Here is a 19,533-nt window from a genome sequence, read left to right on the forward strand (position 1 = left end):
CCTGACGTGGGTCAGGCGGCGAGCGCCACGGGCTCCGTCGCGGCGATCCAGCCGCCGCCCAGCACGCGCTCCCCGGCGTAGAGCACCGCCGCCTGACCGGGCGCGACGCCATATTCGGGCGCGTCGAACACCAGCCGGTCGCCATCGAGGCGGGCGGGCACCGGCCGCGCCATGGAGCGCACCTTGGCATGCAGCGGCCCGACATGATCGCCGCCGATCCAATTGATGTCGGTCAGGTGCGCGGCGCCGACCGCCAGCGCGGCCCGCGGCCCGACCACCACCTGGCGGCTGTCGGGTTCCAGCCGTACCACGTAGAGCGGTTCCGCCTGGCCGCCGATCTCCAGCCCGCGCCGCTGGCCGACCGTGAAGTGGATCAGCCCCTTGTGCCGGCCGAGCGGACGGCCGGCCATGTCGACGATCTCTCCGGCGGTGTCTGCATCGGGCCGCAACTTGCGGACCAGCCCGGCATAATCGCCATCGGGGACGAAGCAGATGTCCTGGCTGTCCGGCTTTCCCGCCACGCCAAGCCCCAGGTCGGCGGCGATCGCGCGCACCCGGCTTTTCGGCAGCGCGCCGAGCGGGAAGCGAAGGTACTCCAGCTGCTGCTGCGTGGTGCCGAACAGGAAATAGCTCTGGTCGCGCGCGGGATCGGAGCCGCGGTGCAGTTCCGCGCCGGCCGGACCGGCGACGCGCTGCACATAATGGCCCGTCGCCAGACAGTCCGCACCAAGGTCGCGGGCCAGCGTCAGCAGGTCGGTGAATTTCGGCCCCGTGTTGCACTGGACACAAGGGATGGGGGTGCGCCCGGCGAGATATTCGTCCGCAAACCGATCGACCACCTGGGTGCGGAAACTCGATTCATGGTCGAACACGTAATGCGCGATGCCCAGCCGGTCGCACACCGCGCGGGCGTCGCGGATATCGCGGCCCGCGCAGCAGGATCCCGCACGACCCACCGCCTCGCCATGATCGTAGAGCTGCAAGGTGACGCCGATCACCTCGGCCCCGGTGCCGGCAGCGAGCGCGGCGACCACCGAACTGTCGACCCCGCCCGACATGGCCACGACGATCCGGCGCGACGCGGGCGTGTCCAGGTCCCAGTCGATCTGGTCCCCGATCTCATCCCCGGCCCGGCCCCGCTCGGGCAGGCTGTGTTCCGCCGCGTGCTGCATGGCCGCGCATCTAGGGCGGCGGGCGGCGTTAGGGAAGGTTCACGCTTCCTTGCACGCGACTTTACCCGCCTTTCACTCACCCGGACCTAGAGCAGCGCTTCCCATCGACACCGATCGAGAGTCGCACCGCTTGGACCTGAGTTTTTTCCGTTTCGACCGCGCGCAGGACCTGCGCCATCTGCCCGGCGACCTCGCCGTGCTGATGGCCGGGATGGCGGCGCGGCAGGCGGCAAGTCCGACGGCCGCGGTGCAGGCGCGGGTGACGACGACGGAGGCAGGTGACACGGCCGGCGTCGGAGTGTCGCTGCTGTCGCCGGAGAACGGCGCCTTCAACGCGTCGATGGCGGAGGCCGTGATCCGATGGAGCGAGCCATGAACGCGGCGTTTACCGACACGCTTCAGGCGATCTTCAATGGGCCAGGGTATCTGCCCGAATATTGTTCCAAGGGGCGACAGCCCGAACAAAGGTTTGCGTCATGATCGAGAACCAGAAGATCCGCCCCTCCCGGGTGATCGGGCCACTGGGCGAGCAACTGACCCTGGATACGCTGCCCCCGCCCAGCACGACGCGCTGGGTTGTGCGCCGCAAGGCGGAGGTGGTGGCGGCCGTCAATGGCGGGCTGTTGTCGGTCGACGAGGTGTGCGCGCGCTATGGCCTGACCGTGGAGGAATTCGCCGGTTGGCAGCGTGCGATCGACCGGTCCGGCATGCCGGGCCTGCGCGTGACGCGCATCCAGCATTATCGCTCCCTGTACGAGCGCCAGCAGAAATATTGATCGGGGTTATCGATACAGGCCCGGAACAAGATGCAGGCGTCGCAGTTTCTCCCGCACGGCCCTTCTGGGGGCGGCAACGGAGGGACTGAATATGGGTATCATCCTTTGGCTGATCGTCGGCGGCGTCATCGGCTGGCTGGCCAGCATCATCATGCGCACCGACGCGCAGCAGGGCATCTTCCTGAACATCATCGTCGGCATCGTCGGCGCGTTCCTTGGCGGCCTGATCGTCAATGGCGGCTCGATCAACAATTCGGGCCTGACCGTGACCTCGTTCCTGGTGTCGCTGCTGGGTGCGATCATCCTGCTGGCGATCGTGAACCTGGTTCGCCGCGGCAGCGTTCGCTAAGCGCGCGCAACACCGGCTAAAAAGGAGGGCCTTCCGGCAGACCGTGCCGGGAGGCCCTTTTTGCGTCAGCGGTTCAGCGCAGCAGGAAGCGGACGGACAAGGTCACGCCGACCTGCTTCTCGCCCGGCACGATGTCGGTTTGCGGCGCGGGGGCGGCCATCGCCCGGGCCGAGAACACGACCGGTGGCCGCTCCGGCCCGCCGGCGTCCTGTCCCGCTTCCGTGATCGACACGATCCGCACGACCGACAGCCCCGCTGCCCGCGCATACAGGGCCGCCCGCGCCTGCGCTCGCTTCACCGCGTCGCCGCGCGCCTCATCCAGCGCCGCGTCGGGATCGTCGATCGACAGGTTGGGCCCGTCGATCTGGTTCGCCCCTTGCGCCACCAGCGCGTCCAGGATGCGGCCGGACTTCGCGATGTCGCGGAAGCGGATGGAGACGCTGTTGGTCGCCTGATACCCGGTGACCACGGGCGGCTGGTTCTCGGCATAGCGATATTGCGGCGACAGATTGACGTTCGAGGTCGCGATGTCACGCGGCGCGACGCCTGCACCGCGCAAGGCGGCCAGCACCTTCGACATGCGCGCCGCATTGTCCGACAGCGCGGCCGCCGCGGTCGCCGACTGTGTCACGACGCCAGCGCGGATGGTGGCGAGATCCGGCACGCGCGTGGTGCGCCCCTCAGCCGTGACGTCCAGGACCGTTCCGGATGCGGGCACCATCGGCTCCACGCTGGACGGCGCCGTCTGAGCCGACGCCACTCCGGGCAGCAGCACCGCGGCAGCCGTCAGTACCAGAGGGGTCGTCAGTGCCATTGCACGCATCATCGCCATTTCTCCCTTGCGATCGCCACCCGACATGGGGGCCTGCATGGGTAGGGCCATGGCGGACGCGCCGGCAACCCAAGCTGAACGACGTCGCACCCGCTCCATGCACGGCACGTGATCGGGCATGCGCGGGGGGACTTGATCCGGTGCCTTATTTATCTAATACAGCGGTGGGACATGGCGCGATCGATGCCGTGACGGACGGGTGTGACGGATGAACTACGAGGCGCGACAGGTGACATCCGAAGAGCCTTTGGCCCTGCCCGACCCCGATGCGGAGCGGGCGCGCCGTCGCCGTCGCCTGGTGGTGATCGCGGCCGTGGTGGTTGCGCTAGTCGTGGCGGGCTGGTTCCTGCTCGGCCGGCACAAGCCGGCGGGCGACGCCGCCGCAGCGGGTGGATCGGCCGCGAAGCAGGTGCCCAACGTGACCGTGGCAGTGCCCGGCATCCAGATCGTGGACCGCGTGATCGCCGCCAACGGATCGCTCGCCGCGAAGCGCGACATGCCGGTGGGCGTGGCGGGCGAGGGCGGGCTGGTGCGCGCCGTGCTGGTGGAGCCGGGCCAGTGGGTCGGCGCGGGACAGGTGCTGGCGCGGATCGACCGGTCGGTTCAGGCCGAAACCGCCGCCAGCCTGGCCGCGCAGGTCAGTGTCGCGCGCGCCGATCTGGACATCGCACAGTCCGAACTCGACCGCGCCAGGCAGCTGGTGGATCGCGGTTTCATTTCCAAGGCCGACCTTCAGCGCAAGGGCGCGACGCGCGATGCCGCGGCGGCGCGGGTCAAGGTCGCGCAGGCGTCGCTGGCGGAGACGCGCGCGCGGAACGGTCGTCTCGACATCCGGGCGCCCACCGCCGGGCTGGTGCTGACGCGACAGGTCGAGGCGGGACAGATCGTCAGTTCCGGGTCCGGCATGCTGTTCCGCATGGCGATGAACGGCGAGATGGAGATGCGCGCGCAGTTGGCCGAATCGGACCTGGCGGGGCTGCATGTCGGGGCTCAGGCACAGGTGACGCCGGTGGGCACGACCAGGGTCTTTCCGGGCCGTGTGTGGCAGGTGTCGCCCGTGATCGATCCGCAAAGCCGCCAGGGCGTGGTGCGCATCCAGTTGCGGTACGACCCGGCGCTGCGTCCGGGCGGATTCGCCACTGCGTCGATCGTGGGCGGCTCCACATCGTTGCCGCTGCTGCCGGAATCGGCGGTGCAGAGCGACCGCAAGGGCAATTTCGTCTACATCGTGGACGCGCAGAACCGCGCCCAGCGGCGCGAGGTACAGACCGGTCAGGTCACCGACAACGGCGTGTCGATCACGTCCGGCCTGACCGGTCAAGAACGGGTCGTGCTGGCCGCCGGCGCGTTCCTCAATCCGGGGCAGGAGGTTCAGCCGATCCTCCAGGCGACGCGACACTGAGCCGGCCATGAGCTTTCGCAACATATCGGCCTGGGCGATCCGCAACCCGGTTCCGCCCATCGTGTTGTTCATCGCGCTGACGCTGGCGGGAATCGTCAGCTTCATGCGCATGGACGTCAACCAGAACCCGGACATCGATTTCCCGATCGCGTATGTCTCGATCAGCCAGCCGGGCGCCGCGCCCAGTGAGCTGGAAACGCAGGTGACGAAGCGGGTCGAGGCGGCGGCGCGATCGTTGACCGGCGTCGACGAACTCCGCTCCACGGTGAAGGAGGGCGACTCCACCACTGTCGTCCAGCTTCAGATCGGCGCCAATATCGACCGCGCGGTCAACGACCTGCGCAACGCCATCACTCAAATTCGCGCCGACCTGCCCGATGGCATCCTGGAGCCGCAGATCGGACGCGTCGACACCACCGACAACGACATCGCCAACTTCTCCGCCACCACCAGCGACATGACGGTGGAACAGCTGAGCTGGTACATCGACGACACGGTGACGCGTGAACTGCTGACCATCCCAGGGCTGGCCGGGGTCAGCCGCAACGGCGGTGTCAGTCGCGAGATCCGGGTGACGCTGGACCCGGTGAAGCTCCAGGCGCTGGGCATCACCGCGCCGGCCGTGAACCAGCAACTGCGCGCGGTGAACCTGAACGCGACGGGCGGCAAGGCGCGCATCGCGGGAACGGAACAGGCGGTGCGCGTGCTGGGCAATGCGCAGGACGCCTATGCGCTGGGCCAGACGCTGATCTCCATCGGCAACGGGCGAACCGTACGTCTGGTCGACATCGCCGATGTGCGCGACGCCTTTGCCGAACAGGTCAGCCGTGCGGCGGTCAACGGGCAGCAGGTGATCTCCTTCGACTTCAAGCGGTCGAAGGGCGCGTCAGACGTCACCGTCTTCCATGAAGCGGAAAAGAAGCTGAAGGCGCTGGAGGCGCGCAACCCGCGCGTCCGCTTCCAGTTGTTGTCCACCAGCGTCACCGACACCGAGCTGGAATATCACGGCGCGATAGACGCCATGATCGAGGGCGCCGTGCTGGCGGTCATCGTGGTGTTCCTGTTCCTGCGCGACTGGCGCGCGACGGCGATCTCCGCCTTGGCGATCCCGCTGTCGGCGGTGCCGTCCTTCTGGTTCATGGACCTGCTGGGGTTCAGTCTGAACGGCATGACCCTGCTCGCGCTCAGCCTGGTGGCGGGCGTGCTGGTCGACGATGCGATCGTGGAGATCGAGAACATCGTCCGCCACATGCGGATGGGCAAGACCGCGTATCAGGCGTCGATCGACGCGGCGGACGAGATCGGTCTGGCGGTGCTGGCGACCACCATGTCGATCGTCGCGGTGTTCCTGCCGGTGTCGGTGATGCCGGGCATCTCCGGCCAGTTCTTCAAGAATTTCGGCCTGACCGTGGTCGCGTCCGTGCTGATGAGCCTGGCCGTCGCACGGTTGATCACCCCGATGATCGCCGCCTATTTCCTGAAGGATACCGGCCATCAGGAGGGCGCGGACGGCCCCGTTATGCGCGCGTACATGAACACGCTGCGCTGGACGGTCAGCTTGGAGCGGATGCGCGCGGCCAAGGCGCGGGCACGCGGGCGATTGGGGCGCATGGCGGCGCGCCTGCTCGACCACCGCGTCTGGGTGCTCGGCATCGCGTTCCTCGCGCTGGTGCTGACGGTGGTGATCTTCGCCACCCTGCCGCAGCAGTTCCAGCCGGAAAACGACAGCGACCGATCGTCCGTGTCGATCGACATGCCGCCGGGTTCGACCCTGGAGCAGACGGAGGCGGTGGTGCATCACGTCGCCGGCATCCTGGGCGCGCAAAAGGGCATGGTGACCCGCGTCTACCAGCGCGCGTTCATCGGCAGCGGACGGGTCACCGCGACGCTGGCCGAAGATCGCAAGATGACCAGCAAGCAGTTCGAGCGGTCGTTGACGCCCAAGCTGGCGGCGATAGCGGACGCGCGGGTCGCGTTCCAGAACTTCAGCGGCTGGGGCGGCCCGACGCGTGGCCTGACGCTGACGCTGGGCGGTGACGATCCGGTGGTGCTGTCGGAGGCGGCTGATCGCATCGTCGAACAGATGTCGCACCTCAAGATGTTGCAGGCGCCCCGCACCGAGGGCGGTCTGCAGCGGCCGGAGGTCGTGATCCGTCCGCGCATGGACCTGGCGGCCGATCTGGGGATCACCACCTCCGCTCTGTCCAATGCGATCCGCGTCGCGACGATCGGCGACATCGACCAGAATTCGGCGCGGTTCTCCTTGTCGGACCGGCAGATCCCGATCCGCGTCGCGTTCGCGCAGACGGCGCGCGAGCGGTTGTCGAACATCGAGAACCTGGCCGTCCCGACCCAGAGCGGCGGGTCCGTTCCGTTGAAGGTCGTCGCCGATATCGGCTTCGGCGCGGGTCCGACTCAGATCGACCGCATCGCGCAGCAGCGTCAGTTGACGATCGGTGCCGATCTGGCGCCCGGCGTGTTGCAGGGCGACGCCATGAAGAAGGTCGAGGCGCTGCCGGCGATGAAGAACCTGCCGGTCGGCGTGTCGCGCCTGAGCGTGGGCGAATCGAAGCAGCAGGCGGAGTTGCTGACCAACATCGTGATCGCGGTGGGCGCGGGGTTCTTCCTGCTCTTTTCCGTGCTGGTGCTGTTGTACCGCCGATTCCTGCCGCCGTTCGTCAATCTGGGATCGCTGTTCCTGGCGCCGCTCGGCGCGTGCATCGCGCTGAAGATCGCGGGCATGCCGGTGTCCCTGCCGGTGTATATCGGCCTGCTGATGCTGCTCGGCATCGTCGCCAAGAACTCGATCCTGCTGGTCGACTTCGCGTTGGAGGAGATGGCGAAGGGCGTGCGCCGCGCCGACGCCATCCTGGATGCCGGGCACAAGCGTGCGCAGCCGATCGTGATGACCACGGTGGCGATGGTGGCCGGCATGATCCCGACCGCCCTGTCGCTGACCGGCGATGGCTCGTTCCGCGCGCCGATGAGCGTCACGGTGATCGGCGGCCTGATCCTGTCGACGCTGCTGACGCTGCTGATCGTGCCGTCGCTGTTCAGCCTGGCGCTGGGCGTCGAAACGGCGATCGGCCGCAAGCTGGGCCGGCGCCTGCTCACCTATCGTCCCGGCGACGAGGGACCCGTCACGCCGGTGGTGGTCGATGCCGTCACCGGGCGCCCGGCGATCGCCCAGGGTCAGCCGCGCATCGGTTTCGATCCTGACGCGCATCCTGCCGAATAGCAGGCCGGAGACGTCGCCGTTGAACAATCCCCGCGCTGGGGGATTGTTTCGGCCATGATCGCCACCCGACGAGCGCCGCTGGCGAACGAGGCTGCGCCCGCTGGGTTGGTCCGCATGCGCCTGGTGGCGACCGGCCTGCTGATCGCGATGGCCGCCCTGTTCCTGCTGAGCCGGGCGATGGTGGAGAGCCATCCCGGTTGGGGCTTCGTCCGCGCCTTTGCGGAGGCGGCGATGGTGGGCGGCATGGCCGACTGGTTCGCGGTGACCGCGCTGTTCCGCCACCCGCTGGGCCTGCCGATCCCGCACACCGCGATCGTGCCCCGGAACAAGGATCGGATCGGCGACCAGCTGGCCAGCTTCCTGCGCACCAATTTCCTGGTGACGTCCGTGATCGCGCGCCGCATGCGGCGGGTCGATGTGGCGGGCGCGCTATCCCACTGGCTGACCGATCCGCCGGAGGGAGCAGGGGGGCGGTTCCGCCAGGGCGCGTCGCGCATGGTGGCGCAGGTGCTGGAGGCGATAGACCCGGTGCGGCTCGGCGCCATGATCCGTAACGTCGCGGGCGACGGGCTGCGCGGCACGCAGGTGTCGCCATTGCTCGGTCGGATGATGGTCGCCGCGATGCGCGAGAACCGGCACAAGCCGTTGCTGGAGGCGGTGATCCGCTGGGCCGCGCGCGCGCTGAGCGCCAACGATCACCTGATCCGCCAGATGGTGCATGACCGCGCGGGGTCGCTGCTGCGCTGGACCGGGTTGGACGAGACGGTTGCCGACAAGCTGATCGGTGGTCTGGAAAAGCTGCTCGCCGACATGGCGGACGATCCGACGCACCCGCTGTTGCTGCGCGCGGAGGAGGCGCTGGACCGGTTGGCGTGGGACCTGCGCTATGATCGCGAGACCCGCGCCAAGGTGGAGCATTTGAAGGAGGACCTGCTCGACAATCCGGCGGTGGGCCGCTGGCTGGAGGGCCTTTGGGGGCAGATGCGCGGCATGCTGCTCGCCATCGCCCGCGATCCGGAGGCGGCGATGTCGGGTCAATTGGGCGAGGTGCTGCGCCAGATCGGCGACACGCTGCATAGCGACCGACGTCTTGCGTGCGGGATCAATCGGTTCGTGCGCCGCGCCGCGGTCGGGGCGGCGGCCGATTATGGCGACGGGATCGTGCGCCTGGTGTCGGAGACGGTGCGCGGATGGGACACGCCGACGATCACCCGCCGGCTGGAAAACGCGGTAGGGCGCGACCTGCAATATATCCGCGTCAACGGGACGCTGGTCGGCGGGCTGGTCGGTCTGGCGATCCACGCGATCGACCTAGCGCTGTGAAGCGCGGGCCGGTGCGCCGAAACCTTTCATCCCATTCAGCAAACCAGTTGCCGTGCGTCGCGCTTTCCCGCAAAGAAGACGGTGATGAGAGCGCCCGCTAACTTTTCGCAGGATGGCAGCGAGGGGGGCGTCGTGCGCTTCTCCGGCGACCTGTCGCTGTCGTCGCTGGGCACGTTGCCGAACCGACTCGACGGGGTCGATGGCAAGGTCGCCACGGTGGACCTGAGCGGTGTGGACCGGATCGACACGGTCGGCGCCTGGGTGGTCCATCGCTTCGCCTCCAAGCACGATGCGCAGATCCAGGGGCTGGACGAGGACGGGCAGAACCTGTTCGATCAGGTCGCGGCCGCCGACGTGCCCGTCGACCGGCGTCCTGCGCGCGTGTCGCCCTTCGCCCGCGTCGTCGGAGAGATCGGCGACGCGGTGGTGACGACGGGTCGCACGCTGTACGGCCTGCTCGGTTTCCTGGGCGCGACGACGCTGGCGTTCCTGGCGGTGATGCGCCACCCGCGCCGTTTCCGCTACAATGCCGTGGTGCAGCAGTTCGAGGCGGTGGGTGTCGCGGCGCTGGGCATCGTGGGCCTGATGAGCTTCCTGATCGGCATCGTCATCGCGCAGCAGGGCGCGGTGCAGTTGCGTCAGTTCGGCGCGGAGGCATTCACGATCAACCTGGTCGGGCGCATCACGTTGCGCGAGCTGGGCGTGCTGATGACCGCGATCATGGTCGCCGGTCGGTCCGGGTCTGCCTTCGCCGCGCAGCTCGGCACCATGAAGCTGACCGAGGAAATCGACGCGATGCGCACCATCGGCGTGTCGCCGATGGAGGCGCTGGTCGTGCCGCGTACCATGGCGGCGATAATGCTGATGCCGCTGCTCGGATTCTACGCGTCGCTGATCGCGATCATGGGCGGCGGGCTGCTCTGCGCGTGGCAGCTGGACATCCCCTTCGTCACCTATGTCCAGCGTATCCGCGAGGTGGTGCCGATCACCGACCTGTTCGTCGGCCTTATCAAGGCGCCGGTGTTCGGGGCGATCATCGCCATCGCGGGCTGCTTCCAGGGCATGCAGGTCGAGGCGGACGCCGAACAGGTCGGCAGCCGCACCACGTCCGCGGTGGTGCAGGCGATCTTTCTGGTCATCGTGCTGGATGCGTTCTTCGCGGTGTTCTTCACTTGGCTCGGGTGGGACTGATGGCGGACAGCCATTTTCGCGAGGGCGCCGACCCGATCATCACGGTTCGCGGGCTGAAGAACGGCTTTGGCGACCAGATCGTCCATGACGGGCTGGACCTGGACGTGCGTCGCGGAGAGATCCTGGGCGTGGTCGGCGGGTCGGGCACCGGCAAGTCGGTGCTGATGCGCTCCATCATCGGCCTGCAGACGCCGCTGGCCGGCGAGATCACGGTGTTCGGTGAACCCACCATCGGCCGCGAAGAAACCGAGGCGGTCGAAATCCGCAAGCGCTGGGGCGTGCTGTTCCAGGGCGGCGCGCTGTTCTCCACCCTGACGGTGGCCGAGAATGTCGAAGTGCCGCTGAACGAGTTCTATCGCGACATGGACCCGGCGCTGACGTCGGAGATCGCGTCGTACAAGGTCGTGATGACCGGCCTGCCCGCCGATGCCGGCCCGAAATACCCGGCCGAACTGTCGGGCGGCATGAAGAAGCGTGCCGGCCTGGCCCGCGCGCTGGCGCTCGATCCGGAGCTGCTGTTCCTGGACGAGCCGACCGCCGGGCTCGACCCGATCGGCGCGGCGGCGTTCGACCAGCTGACGCGGTCGCTGCAACGGACGCTGGGCCTGACCGTTTTCCTGATCACCCACGACCTCGATACCCTGTACGCGATCTGTGACCGCATCGCCGTGCTGGCCGACAAGAAGGTGATCGCCGTCGGCACCATCCCGGAACTGCTGGCGCTGGACCATCCGTGGATACAGGAATATTTCAAGGGCCCGCGCGGGCGCGCCGCGGAAGCGACGCAGGAAGCGCAGGAGGGCGGCCACGAGGGCGACGGACCCGATATTGGTCCGGCGAACCATCGGGCCGCCGAACATCATGCGGGGCGCGGCGCCGATGCCGAGGCCGCCGCACATCCCACAGAGGTGGAGACGCAGCAGCGCGCCACCGATCCGGGCGCTGAGCTGCCCGAACACGCAGCAAGGACCAGCTGATGGAAACGCGTTCTAACCATGTCCTTGTCGGCAGCGTGGTGCTGATCCTGCTGGCCGTGCTCGCCATCTGCACCGTGTGGCTGGCGCGGATCGGCAATGCGACCGAGAAGGAATACGACATCTTCTTCAAGCAGTCGGTCGACGGCCTCGCCAAGGGGTCGGCGGTGTCCTATTCGGGTGTGCCGGCCGGGCAGGTGAAGTCGATCCAGCTGTGGAAGAACGACCCGCAATTCGTGCGCGTTAGGGTCAGCGTCACCAACGACACCCCGATCCTGCGCGGCACCACCGCCACGATCCAGGGCAGCTTCACCGGGCCGTCCACCGTCTCGCTGGACGGCGCCGTGAAGGGCGCGCCGCCGATCACCTGCGACGAGAACAATCTGGCGCAAAGCTGCCCCTACGGCGTGCCGGTGATCCCGACCAAGGCGGGCGGCATCGGCGCGATCCTCAATTCCGCGCCGCAGCTGCTGGAACGCCTGTCGACCCTGACCGAGCGGCTGACCGGCCTGCTGACCGATCGCAACCAGGCCTCCATCGCGGGCATTCTGGACAACACCAACCGGCTGACCGACGCGCTGGCCGATCGCGGGCCGGAAATCGCGGCGACGCTGGCGCAGACTCGCGTCGCGATCCAGCAGGCGGGCGATGCGGCCCAGCAGGTGGGTGCGCTTGCCGCCACCACGAACGACACGCTGGCGCAGGATGTGCGTCCCGCGATGCAGAACCTGAACAAGGCGATCACCTCCGCCCAGGCCAGCGCCGACACGCTGAACGCCGCGATCGGGGATGCGCGCCCCGGATTGCAGACCTTCTCCAAGACCACCATTCCGGAGGCCAACCGGCTGGTCCACGACCTGCGCGTGACCGCGACGGCGCTGTCGTCGGTCGCCGAAAAGGTCGATCAGGGCGGCGCGGGTTCGTTGCTCGGATCGTCCAAGCTTCCGGATTACAAGGGCAAGTGAGTGACATGAGGACCGCCATGAAGACCCCGCTCGCTATCGTCCTCGGTGCGTTGCCACTCGCCGCGTGCATCAGCTTCGGAGCGAAGCCGCCGCCCTCTCTGCTGACCCTGTCGTCCTCCTCGCCGGTGCCGGTCGGACAGGTGCAGAGCGCCGCGAACGCGCCCGGCCTGCTGATCGAGGTGCCTGCGGTGCCGGCGAGCCTCGCGACGGCACGTGTGCCGGTGCAGGCGAGCGCGACCAGCCTGGCCTATGTCAAGGACGCGCAATGGGCGGAGCCGCCAGCGCGGTTGTTTGCGCGCCTGATGGCCGACATGGTGACCGCGCGCACCGGCCGTGTCGTCTTGTCCACTGCCCAGGCGATCGGCACGCCGGCGGGGCAGCTGACGGGTGAGCTTCGGACGTTCGGCATCGATGCGACGACCCGCGAGGCGGTGGTGACGTTCGACGGCTCCTTGTTGCGGCGCAGCGACGCCGCGATCGAGAAGCGCCGCTTCGAAGCGCGGGTGCCGGTCGGAGAGATCGATGCGCCCAGCGTCGGTCCGGCGCTGAACACCGCCGCCAACCAGGTGGCGGTCGAAGTGGCGGACTGGATCGGTCGCTGAGCCGCTGCGGGTAGCGGTAACCTTCGCCGCCGCTGCCTGACATCGGCGAAGAGGCTAGGGCGCCGGCCGGGTCGCCAGCGGCACGTCGCACACATCGACGCCGCCCAGGCCGATCATGGGCGGCTTCGGGTTCTCGCGCAATGCCACCATGGCGGCGAAGCGGACGTTGTCCGCGGCACGATATTGGTATTTTGGCCGCGACGCTGCCGGCATGTCGCTCGCAAGGCGGACGCTGATGATCGGCAGGCGCTCTCCCTCCGTCGCGTACATGCCCATCGGTGCGTCGCTGCGCGGCAGGCCGGAGAGCAGAGGTGCCCCTTCGATCACGCGCCCGACGATGGTGTAATTGCGATCGAGCCGCCGCGCGGAACCACCGATCGGCATGAACAGCTCCGCCCCCGTGCCGGTATCCGGCGACGCATCGCGCGCGACGCCGACCGTGCCATAGCAATGCGCCATCCAGCCCGCGCCCGTGGCCTCCGCCGTGCCCGGCCGGCCGCTCGCGATCGCCCAACCGTCCGCCGTGATCCCGCTGGTGCGCGAATAGGCGTCGCTGACGCGCAACCGTATCGCCGGGCGGAAGGCGGACAGGTCGAACTCTGCCGCGGGCCGCGCCGCGATGCCGGGCGGAAGCGGCTTCTTCTCGGTCGCGTCGCCCCACTGCGCGACCCAGTTCTCCTGCACGCGATAGACGCTGGCCGCATCCCACCAACGCGCCAGCGCGAGGCGTCGGACGTTGGCGACGTGCTCGGGCGCATAGCCGGGCGCCAGGCGGATCAGCACCCGCCGCCCCCCGGCCAAGGTCATGACCAGCAGTTCGTCGTCCGGAATGGCGCGCCAATCCGCCTCCACGGGATCGGAGGGCAAGGCGGCCGGGGCGGCCTGAGGCAGGGGAGCGGCAGCAGCCGCGGCAAGGGTGGCGAAAAGCGCAGCGATCATGTCGTCATCCTGCCGAACCGCCCCGCAACGCGCAATCGCTTGCACCGCGCGCCGGAGCGCATTAGGGCGCATCGCTTCCAGGCATCACAGATGCGGAGCGGTGGCCGAGTGGTCGAAGGCGCTCGCCTGGAAAGTGAGTATACGGCAAAACCGTATCGAGGGTTCGAATCCCTCCCGCTCCGCCACATCTAGCCCCTGCAGGGCTCGCAAGAACATCTCAAATTTGCTGTAGATTCGCAGAAATCGGCGCTTCGCCTTTCGCCGCGACCGGCCTCACCAAGACCACGTCTTGATCGTAGCGGCTGCCCCAACCAGATTGACTTCACCTCACCGCGCTCGTTGCCGACGCGGCGATCCGGCGCAGCTTGATGTTGCGGAACGCAACCGGCTCGCCATGGTCCTGTAATCCGATGACGCCGCTGGAGAAGGTACCGAACAGCGGCATTTTGGCGAACTTCGAGGCTGCGATCCGCTTGCGCCACGCGTCGTCGGCATAGGAGACATCAGCGGTTAGTGTGCCATTCAGCCACTGCCGGATACGTCCGCTCTCCACCAGCAGCCGCGCATGGTTCCAGCTTCCGGCAGGATGCGACGCGCCCGACGGGGGCACCGTCATGTCGTAGAGCGATCCGGCCCGGTGCGTCGGAATCCTGCCGTCCGCATGACCTTCATCGTCCAGAACCTGCATCTCCAGTCCGGTCTGGTACAGTAGCGGTGCATCAGGCATCCTGCGCGCCAGATACAGGATGCCGCTATTGCCGCCCCGCTCGACCTTCCAGTCGAGCGTCAGTTCGAACGCGCCAAACGTGTCGGACGTCACCAGATCGGTGCCGCTCATCTGTCCGTCGGTCTTGGTCAGCGCCAGCGTGCCGTTGCGCACCGTCCATGTCTGCGCCGGGGGCGTGCCGTCGAACGATCGCCATCCAGACAAGTCGCGTCCGTTGAACAACAGCCGCCAGCCCTGAGCGCGTTCCTGAGCCGTTAGAACGTTGTCGCGTTCCTTGGCCTGCACCGGCATCGATGACGCCATGAACACGATTGCCGCGCCGATGCCGAATGCCATGCGCATGGTGGTTCTCCTGCGAAATTTGCCGTGCTGTTAAGCCGCCGCTGAACAGGCTTACCGACTGTTCCATCGTTTACAAGGAGCCGCGGACTATGCAGATCGGGCGAGCGAAAGACGATGCGGACGCTTGTCTCGATGAGCGCAGTAGCACCGATCGCCAGATGCGCGATTGGCGCAGCAAGTCTGGTCCGCGATACCGGCTAGGCCGATCTTTGTCGCTCCAAACCTCGCTCCTCAGCCGTCGCGAAACTCCAGCGAGAGGCGGCTTGTGCTGTTTCTATTCAGCGCATGAGAATCGCGTGGGCATTGCACAGGTCGATGTTTGCCGCCCGTGGCCGAAGGCAGCGGGCTGCCGCTTGGGCCCGCAGGCGCCGATCCACCGTTCCGATGACCCGGCTCATACTGGCGTCTGCGTGATGGTAGAAGTTCGTAACGACAAATGCGTCCTTTGCGTCCGCGTATGTCCCTCCTGAACTCCCACCGCCATCCTGTTAAGCCGCTGCCAGGAGATATGAGCTCGACCCGCAGGCGCTCGGTCGGCCACGGCACCAGCATACAAAGTACCGGCCGGACGCGAACCCTCGCATTCGTCAGGTCACGCCAGCATGTTGCGGAGCGCTTTTTTGTCGATCTTGCCGACGCTGGTGCGTGGCAGGTCGTCGAGCATGATCAAGCGGTCGGGGAGTGCATAGCGGCTGATGGCGCCCCGATCGACGTGGAGCGACAGGTGCGCGTGCATCGCCGCCAATGTGGGATGGTGGCCGGACGCCACCACGAACAGGATCGGACGTTCGCCCCATCGGGCATCCGGAACACCGACGACCGCTGCCGCAGCAACGTCCGGGTATTGCATCACAAGTTCTTCGATCTGGGTGGACGATACCCACTCGCCGCCAGTCTTGATGACGTCCTTCAGCCGATCGCGGATCTCGACGTCGCCACGATCACAGATCCGCGCGACGTCCTGTGTGTGGAGCCAGCCGCCACGCCACAAATCGGCGGACGCGGCCTCGTCCGTACCATAGCCTGCGGTCAGCCATGGCGCGCGGACCACCAGCTCACCTTCGGCGCTGTCCTGCATCTCCGTATCGACAACCCGCACCTGAACCAGCGGGATCGGCTGCCCGGCCAACCGGGCGCGGCCCCGCTCTTCGTCCGGGTCGTCCGAATCGAGACGGGCGAGCGTGACGACCGGTGCCGTTTCCGACATGCCGTAGCCGGCGAAGGCGTGGATGTCGTGCGCGGCGGCCGCGTCGTGCAGCGGCTGGGCCAGGGCGGAGCCGCCGACGATCATCTTCCATGGCCGTGACGGGCGAGCGTCGCCCAGCGCGCCCAGCAGCATCTGGAGGATCGTCGGCACGCCATGGGAAAAGGTCACGTCCTCCTGCCGTTGAAGGGCGATCAGACGGTCGGGGATGTAGCGACCGGGATAGACCTGCTTCACCCCCATCAGCGTCGCGACATAGGGAAGGCCCCATGCGTGGACATGGAACATGGGCGTAAGAGGCATGTACACGTCGGCCGTGGTCAGCCTTTGGCGTTCGGGCCGCATCGAAAATGCGCTCATGATCGCCAGCGTGTGCAGCACGAGCTGCCGGTGACTGAACGCCACCCGCTTTGGGAGGCCGGTCGTACCGGTGGTGTGGAAGGTGGTGGCGAGGGCATTCTCGTCGAAATCTTCGAACGGATGCAGTTCCGCCTCCGCCGCCAGCAACGCCTCGTATTCCGCATCGGCGCTTGTCGCTCCGACTCCGGCGCCATCGTGCATCACGATCCAGCGATCGATCAGTGGCAGGCGTCCCTTCAGGTCGGCGACCAGCGGGGCAAAGTCGCTATGGAACAGCAGCAGCGTGGCGCCGCTGTCCTGCAGCGTGAACACGATCTGCTCAGGCGACAGCCGCACGTTGACCATCTGGAGCACGGCCCCCAGCATCGGGATCGCGAAATATGCCTCAAGATAGCGGTGACTGTCCCAATCCATCACGGCAATGGTGTCGCCGGGACGAACGCCCAGGTCCGTGAGCACCGCGCCGAGCCGTCCGATCCTGCGGTCGAGCTCCGCATATCCGTGGCGGCGCCCGTCCGTCCCGACGATCTCGTTGGTGCTGCGATTGTCCATCGCGCTTTGCAGCAGATGGCGGATCAGCAACGGATAGCGATAGACGTCGGGCCCCGGCGCGGCGAAACGGTGGCCCTGGTTCATGGAAGGGTCGCCGACGGCTTCGATCCCGTCTCGACCCAACGGCGCAGCGCGGTCCATGCAGCCTGTGTCTGGGCCTTGTCGAATCCGCAATGGGTGTAGCCCTCGATCCCTCCGATCGGCAGCGGCGCCTTGGTCGGCGGCACACCATATTGCACCAGATAGCGTCCGCGTCCGGCCTTGGCGACGGCGGCGCCGAGCTGTTCCTCCTGCGTATAGGGAACGAGTGAATCGATCCGGTTGTGGATCGTCACCAGCGGTGTCGCGATGCGGCCGGTGGCGGTATGCCAGCGCTTCAGATAGGCGAGTGCCTGCGGGTCTGCCTCGACGCGCTGGATGCCGCGGTTGAGCGTGGCCTGTTCCTGTGCCGTCAGACCGGGCGCCACGTAGACCTTGCCGACATTGCCGTACACCCAGCCCCCCGCCGTCGCCGCCATGTCCTCCGCGCCCAGCGAAGCGGTGACAAGCGGGTAGGCCAGCGCGGCGGCATCATAGTCGAAGCCGCCGATCGCAGTGACGGCGCGGACGATCTTTGCGGCCTGACCACCGGGCTCCTTTTGCGCTGCGGCCCATAGCGCAAGCGGGGCCGCGCCGACCTTGCCGATCTGGCCGAACACATAGGGCTGGGCCAGCGCGTCCGGCGTTCCCGCAGGCGGCTCTGGTGCGACGGCGTTGCGGCGCACGTCCTGTTCCCCCGGCAGGGCGTAGGGCGTGCCCTTTGTCAGCACGTTGTAGGCGAGCCGCATGTCGATGAGACGGCCGAGCAGGTCCTGCCAGTCGTCGACGACCCCGCATCGGGCAAAACCGCCCGCGAACGCCTTTGGGTACATTTCCAGCAGGGTGACGACGATCCCGCCGCCCATCGAGTCGCCCATGACATAGATGCGCTTGCCGCCAAGCCCGGCGACCAGGTCGCGCAACCGCTTCGTGTTGGTGACGCCCGTCTCGACGCCTAGCCCCGCCTTGTCATAGGCGCTGTGGCCGACGGCAAACCCCTGCGCATAAGCATCGCCGAGCAGGCCCGTGCCGGGACCCTGGGTAACCGGATCGGCCGCGACGGCGACCGGCGTGCCTGGCGTGGAGTAGCCATGGGCGAACAACAGGGCGTCGCCCCGCCAATTCGCGGGGAAAGCCAGCGCGAACTGATCGCCCTCGATCTTGCCATCGAGCGTAAATCCGCCACCAGCCGCGGGCGCCAGGACGACATCGTTGACGCCGAGACCCTTCGCCCGCTGAACCAGCGCCGCCTGCTCAGGGGTGAGCGGCTGTGGCGGCGTATCGGTCGCCGTCACGGCGGCCGTCACGAGGATCAGCGGCGCAAGCGAGAGGGCCAATCGGCGACGGATCATTGATCGTTCCTTTCAAGCGGACGAGAGCCGAGATGACGGTCGAAAAAGGTGGAAACGATGCGATACGCTTCGCGCGATTCCGGCATGTCCGGCCACATGAAGAAGGCGTGCGGCAGGCCGTCGAAGATGTGGAGCTGGCTCTCGACACCCGCCTTCGCCAGCCGCCGGTGCGCAAGCGTCAGCGCGCTGACCGCGAAATCACGTCCCCCCGCCAGGAGCAGGGTTGGCGGCATCGCCTTCACCTCCGCATCGGCGTCGAGCGGATAGGCCTGCGGATCGTCGGCCGCGACGCCCGCCATGTATGGGCTCGGGATCGTTGCGGGCAGCGAGGGTGCGGCCAGAACGTCGCCGTCGGTGGTCGGGCCGGCAAGATAGGGGCTGTCGCCGGAATAGCCGGCGCCCGTGCCGCAGAAGGTGCCGATCGCGCCGGGTCTCGGCAGGCGCTGTCTGTGGATCCACGCGGTCGCTTGCGCGGTGATCACGCCGCCTGCCGAGCAACCATAGATACCGATGTTTTCCGGCCGGTAGCGCTTGAGCAGCGCGCGGTAGACCGCCGTCACATCCTCCGACGCGGCGGGGTAATGATGTTCGGGGGTCATGCGGTAATCCACCGTGATCACCTTGACCTTCATGGTTGCCGCGATCGGTATCGCTTCGACCAGGGCGCCACTCCCCGATCCCCACATGAACGCACCGCCATGGACGTTCAGCAGGACGCGGTTCGCCTGCGCTGGGGGGACGCCGCCTGTCGGAGTGACGATATCGACCGCCACCCCGCCGATGAGCTCATGGGCCGTGCGTGTCGCAAAGACCCGGTGCATCTCAACCAGGCGGCGGTCGTTCCAGGCCTGGTAGAAGGCACGTTGCTTGACGATGTCGCCCGCTATGCTCTTGGGCGCGGTTTCCTCGCGCATGCGGATCAGGACCTTACGCGCTTCCGGGCTGAGCTGGCTCGACGGCGGCAGGGAAAAGGCGGGTACGTTCACCTGCTGTGCCGCGCAGGGCTGCGCCGCGGCCGCGACCAGAAGGGTCAGGGAGGCAAAGAGCCGGGTCACTGTTCTTCCTCCATCCATGCTAGGACGGGGTGCGCCGTTGCGGCAGGTGCGAGTTTCCCCTTCCCATCGCTTGGTCGGACGAGCGTCGGCGACAGGACCG

At 67.7% G+C, this 19,533-nt stretch carries 17 protein-coding genes and 1 tRNA gene; 11 read left to right on the forward strand and 7 right to left on the reverse strand.

What is annotated here, in order from left to right; translation table 11 throughout:
* Window positions 1-11 precede the first annotated feature (11 nt).
* Window positions 12-1,172 carry a tRNA 2-thiouridine(34) synthase MnmA gene (gene mnmA / locus BMX37_RS08210; protein ID WP_093665245.1) on the reverse strand — a complete coding sequence of 387 codons (1,161 nt, stop codon included), beginning with the start codon at window positions 1,170-1,172 and terminating at the stop codon, window positions 12-14.
* A 130-nt stretch (window positions 1,173-1,302) separates the two neighbouring features.
* Between mnmA and BMX37_RS08215 the strand changes: the two genes are divergently transcribed.
* The 3 genes from BMX37_RS08215 (at window position 1,303) to BMX37_RS08225 (ending at window position 2,297) form a co-directional block, all read left to right on the forward strand.
* Window positions 1,303-1,548 carry a hypothetical protein gene (locus BMX37_RS08215; RefSeq protein ID WP_093665246.1) on the forward strand — a complete coding sequence of 82 codons (246 nt, stop codon included), beginning with the start codon at window positions 1,303-1,305 and terminating at the stop codon, window positions 1,546-1,548.
* Between the two features lie 100 nt (window positions 1,549-1,648).
* On the forward strand, window positions 1,649-1,948 hold the full coding sequence (sciP, locus tag BMX37_RS08220) for a CtrA inhibitor SciP (RefSeq protein WP_093665247.1): 300 nt from the start codon (window positions 1,649-1,651) through the stop codon (window positions 1,946-1,948).
* Window positions 1,949-2,039: 91 nt separating this feature from the next.
* Window positions 2,040-2,297 (forward strand): GlsB/YeaQ/YmgE family stress response membrane protein, encoded by a 258-nt coding sequence (locus BMX37_RS08225; protein WP_093665248.1) that lies wholly within the window; start codon window positions 2,040-2,042, stop codon window positions 2,295-2,297.
* Window positions 2,298-2,370: 73 nt separating this feature from the next.
* Here the strand turns inward: BMX37_RS08225 and BMX37_RS08230 are convergent, their stop codons facing one another.
* Window positions 2,371-3,129 (reverse strand): SIMPL domain-containing protein, encoded by a 759-nt coding sequence (locus BMX37_RS08230; protein WP_425288449.1) that lies wholly within the window; start codon window positions 3,127-3,129, stop codon window positions 2,371-2,373.
* Between the two features lie 208 nt (window positions 3,130-3,337).
* Between BMX37_RS08230 and BMX37_RS08235 the strand changes: the two genes are divergently transcribed.
* The 7 genes from BMX37_RS08235 to BMX37_RS08265 all read left to right on the forward strand — a co-directional run bounded on the left by BMX37_RS08235 (window position 3,338) and on the right by BMX37_RS08265 (window position 12,824).
* Window positions 3,338-4,531: an efflux RND transporter periplasmic adaptor subunit gene (locus BMX37_RS08235; RefSeq protein ID WP_093665249.1), complete on the forward strand. Its 1,194-nt coding sequence runs from the start codon at window positions 3,338-3,340 to the stop codon at window positions 4,529-4,531.
* Window positions 4,532-4,538: 7 nt separating this feature from the next.
* On the forward strand, window positions 4,539-7,769 hold the full coding sequence (locus BMX37_RS08240) for an efflux RND transporter permease subunit (RefSeq protein WP_093665250.1): 3,231 nt from the start codon (window positions 4,539-4,541) through the stop codon (window positions 7,767-7,769).
* A 54-nt stretch (window positions 7,770-7,823) separates the two neighbouring features.
* The gene (locus BMX37_RS08245; protein WP_244501457.1) at window positions 7,824-9,092 is read left to right on the forward strand and encodes a DUF445 domain-containing protein; all 1,269 of its coding nucleotides are present in this window, start codon (window positions 7,824-7,826) and stop codon (window positions 9,090-9,092) included.
* An 84-nt stretch (window positions 9,093-9,176) separates the two neighbouring features.
* Entirely contained in the window at window positions 9,177-10,283 is a 1,107-nt protein-coding gene (locus BMX37_RS08250; protein ID WP_093665251.1) for an ABC transporter permease, read from the forward strand.
* Window positions 10,283-11,260, forward strand: a complete 978-nt coding sequence (locus BMX37_RS08255) for an ABC transporter ATP-binding protein (RefSeq protein ID WP_244501458.1) — start codon at window positions 10,283-10,285, stop codon at window positions 11,258-11,260. The genes BMX37_RS08250 and BMX37_RS08255 overlap by 1 nt, the downstream gene beginning before the upstream one ends.
* Complete coding sequence (locus BMX37_RS08260; RefSeq protein ID WP_093665252.1) at window positions 11,260-12,222, forward strand: MlaD family protein; 963 nt, start codon at window positions 11,260-11,262, stop codon at window positions 12,220-12,222. Before BMX37_RS08255 ends, BMX37_RS08260 begins: the two co-directional genes overlap by 1 nt.
* A 17-nt stretch (window positions 12,223-12,239) precedes the next feature.
* Window positions 12,240-12,824: an ABC-type transport auxiliary lipoprotein family protein gene (locus tag BMX37_RS08265; protein WP_093665253.1), complete on the forward strand. Its 585-nt coding sequence runs from the start codon at window positions 12,240-12,242 to the stop codon at window positions 12,822-12,824.
* A gap of 54 nt (window positions 12,825-12,878) precedes the next feature.
* Here the strand turns inward: BMX37_RS08265 and BMX37_RS08270 are convergent, their stop codons facing one another.
* Window positions 12,879-13,763 carry a peptidylprolyl isomerase gene (locus tag BMX37_RS08270; protein WP_093665254.1) on the reverse strand — a complete coding sequence of 295 codons (885 nt, stop codon included), beginning with the start codon at window positions 13,761-13,763 and terminating at the stop codon, window positions 12,879-12,881.
* A 94-nt stretch (window positions 13,764-13,857) separates the two neighbouring features.
* On the opposite strand from BMX37_RS08270, the gene BMX37_RS08275 reads away from it, so the two are divergent.
* Window positions 13,858-13,948, forward strand: a tRNA-Ser gene (locus tag BMX37_RS08275).
* Between the two features lie 137 nt (window positions 13,949-14,085).
* Here BMX37_RS08275 and BMX37_RS08280 read toward each other — a convergent pair.
* The 4 genes from BMX37_RS08280 to BMX37_RS08295 form a co-directional block, all read right to left on the reverse strand.
* Window positions 14,086-14,832: a 3-keto-disaccharide hydrolase gene (locus BMX37_RS08280; RefSeq protein ID WP_093665255.1), complete on the reverse strand. Its 747-nt coding sequence runs from the start codon at window positions 14,830-14,832 to the stop codon at window positions 14,086-14,088.
* A gap of 592 nt (window positions 14,833-15,424) precedes the next feature.
* Window positions 15,425-17,032, reverse strand: a complete 1,608-nt coding sequence (locus BMX37_RS08285; RefSeq protein WP_093665387.1) for a long-chain-fatty-acid--CoA ligase — start codon at window positions 17,030-17,032, stop codon at window positions 15,425-15,427.
* Window positions 17,029-18,378 carry an alpha/beta hydrolase family protein gene (locus BMX37_RS08290; RefSeq protein WP_093665256.1) on the reverse strand — a complete coding sequence of 450 codons (1,350 nt, stop codon included), beginning with the start codon at window positions 18,376-18,378 and terminating at the stop codon, window positions 17,029-17,031. The genes BMX37_RS08285 and BMX37_RS08290 overlap by 4 nt, the downstream gene beginning before the upstream one ends.
* Entirely contained in the window at window positions 18,375-19,433 is a 1,059-nt protein-coding gene (locus tag BMX37_RS08295) for an alpha/beta hydrolase (RefSeq protein WP_244501459.1), read from the reverse strand. The genes BMX37_RS08290 and BMX37_RS08295 overlap by 4 nt, the downstream gene beginning before the upstream one ends.
* Window positions 19,434-19,533: the final 100 nt, after the last annotated feature.

This window comes from Sphingomonas gellani (assembly GCF_900110035.1).
Taxonomy (GTDB): domain Bacteria; phylum Pseudomonadota; class Alphaproteobacteria; order Sphingomonadales; family Sphingomonadaceae; genus Sphingomonas; species Sphingomonas gellani.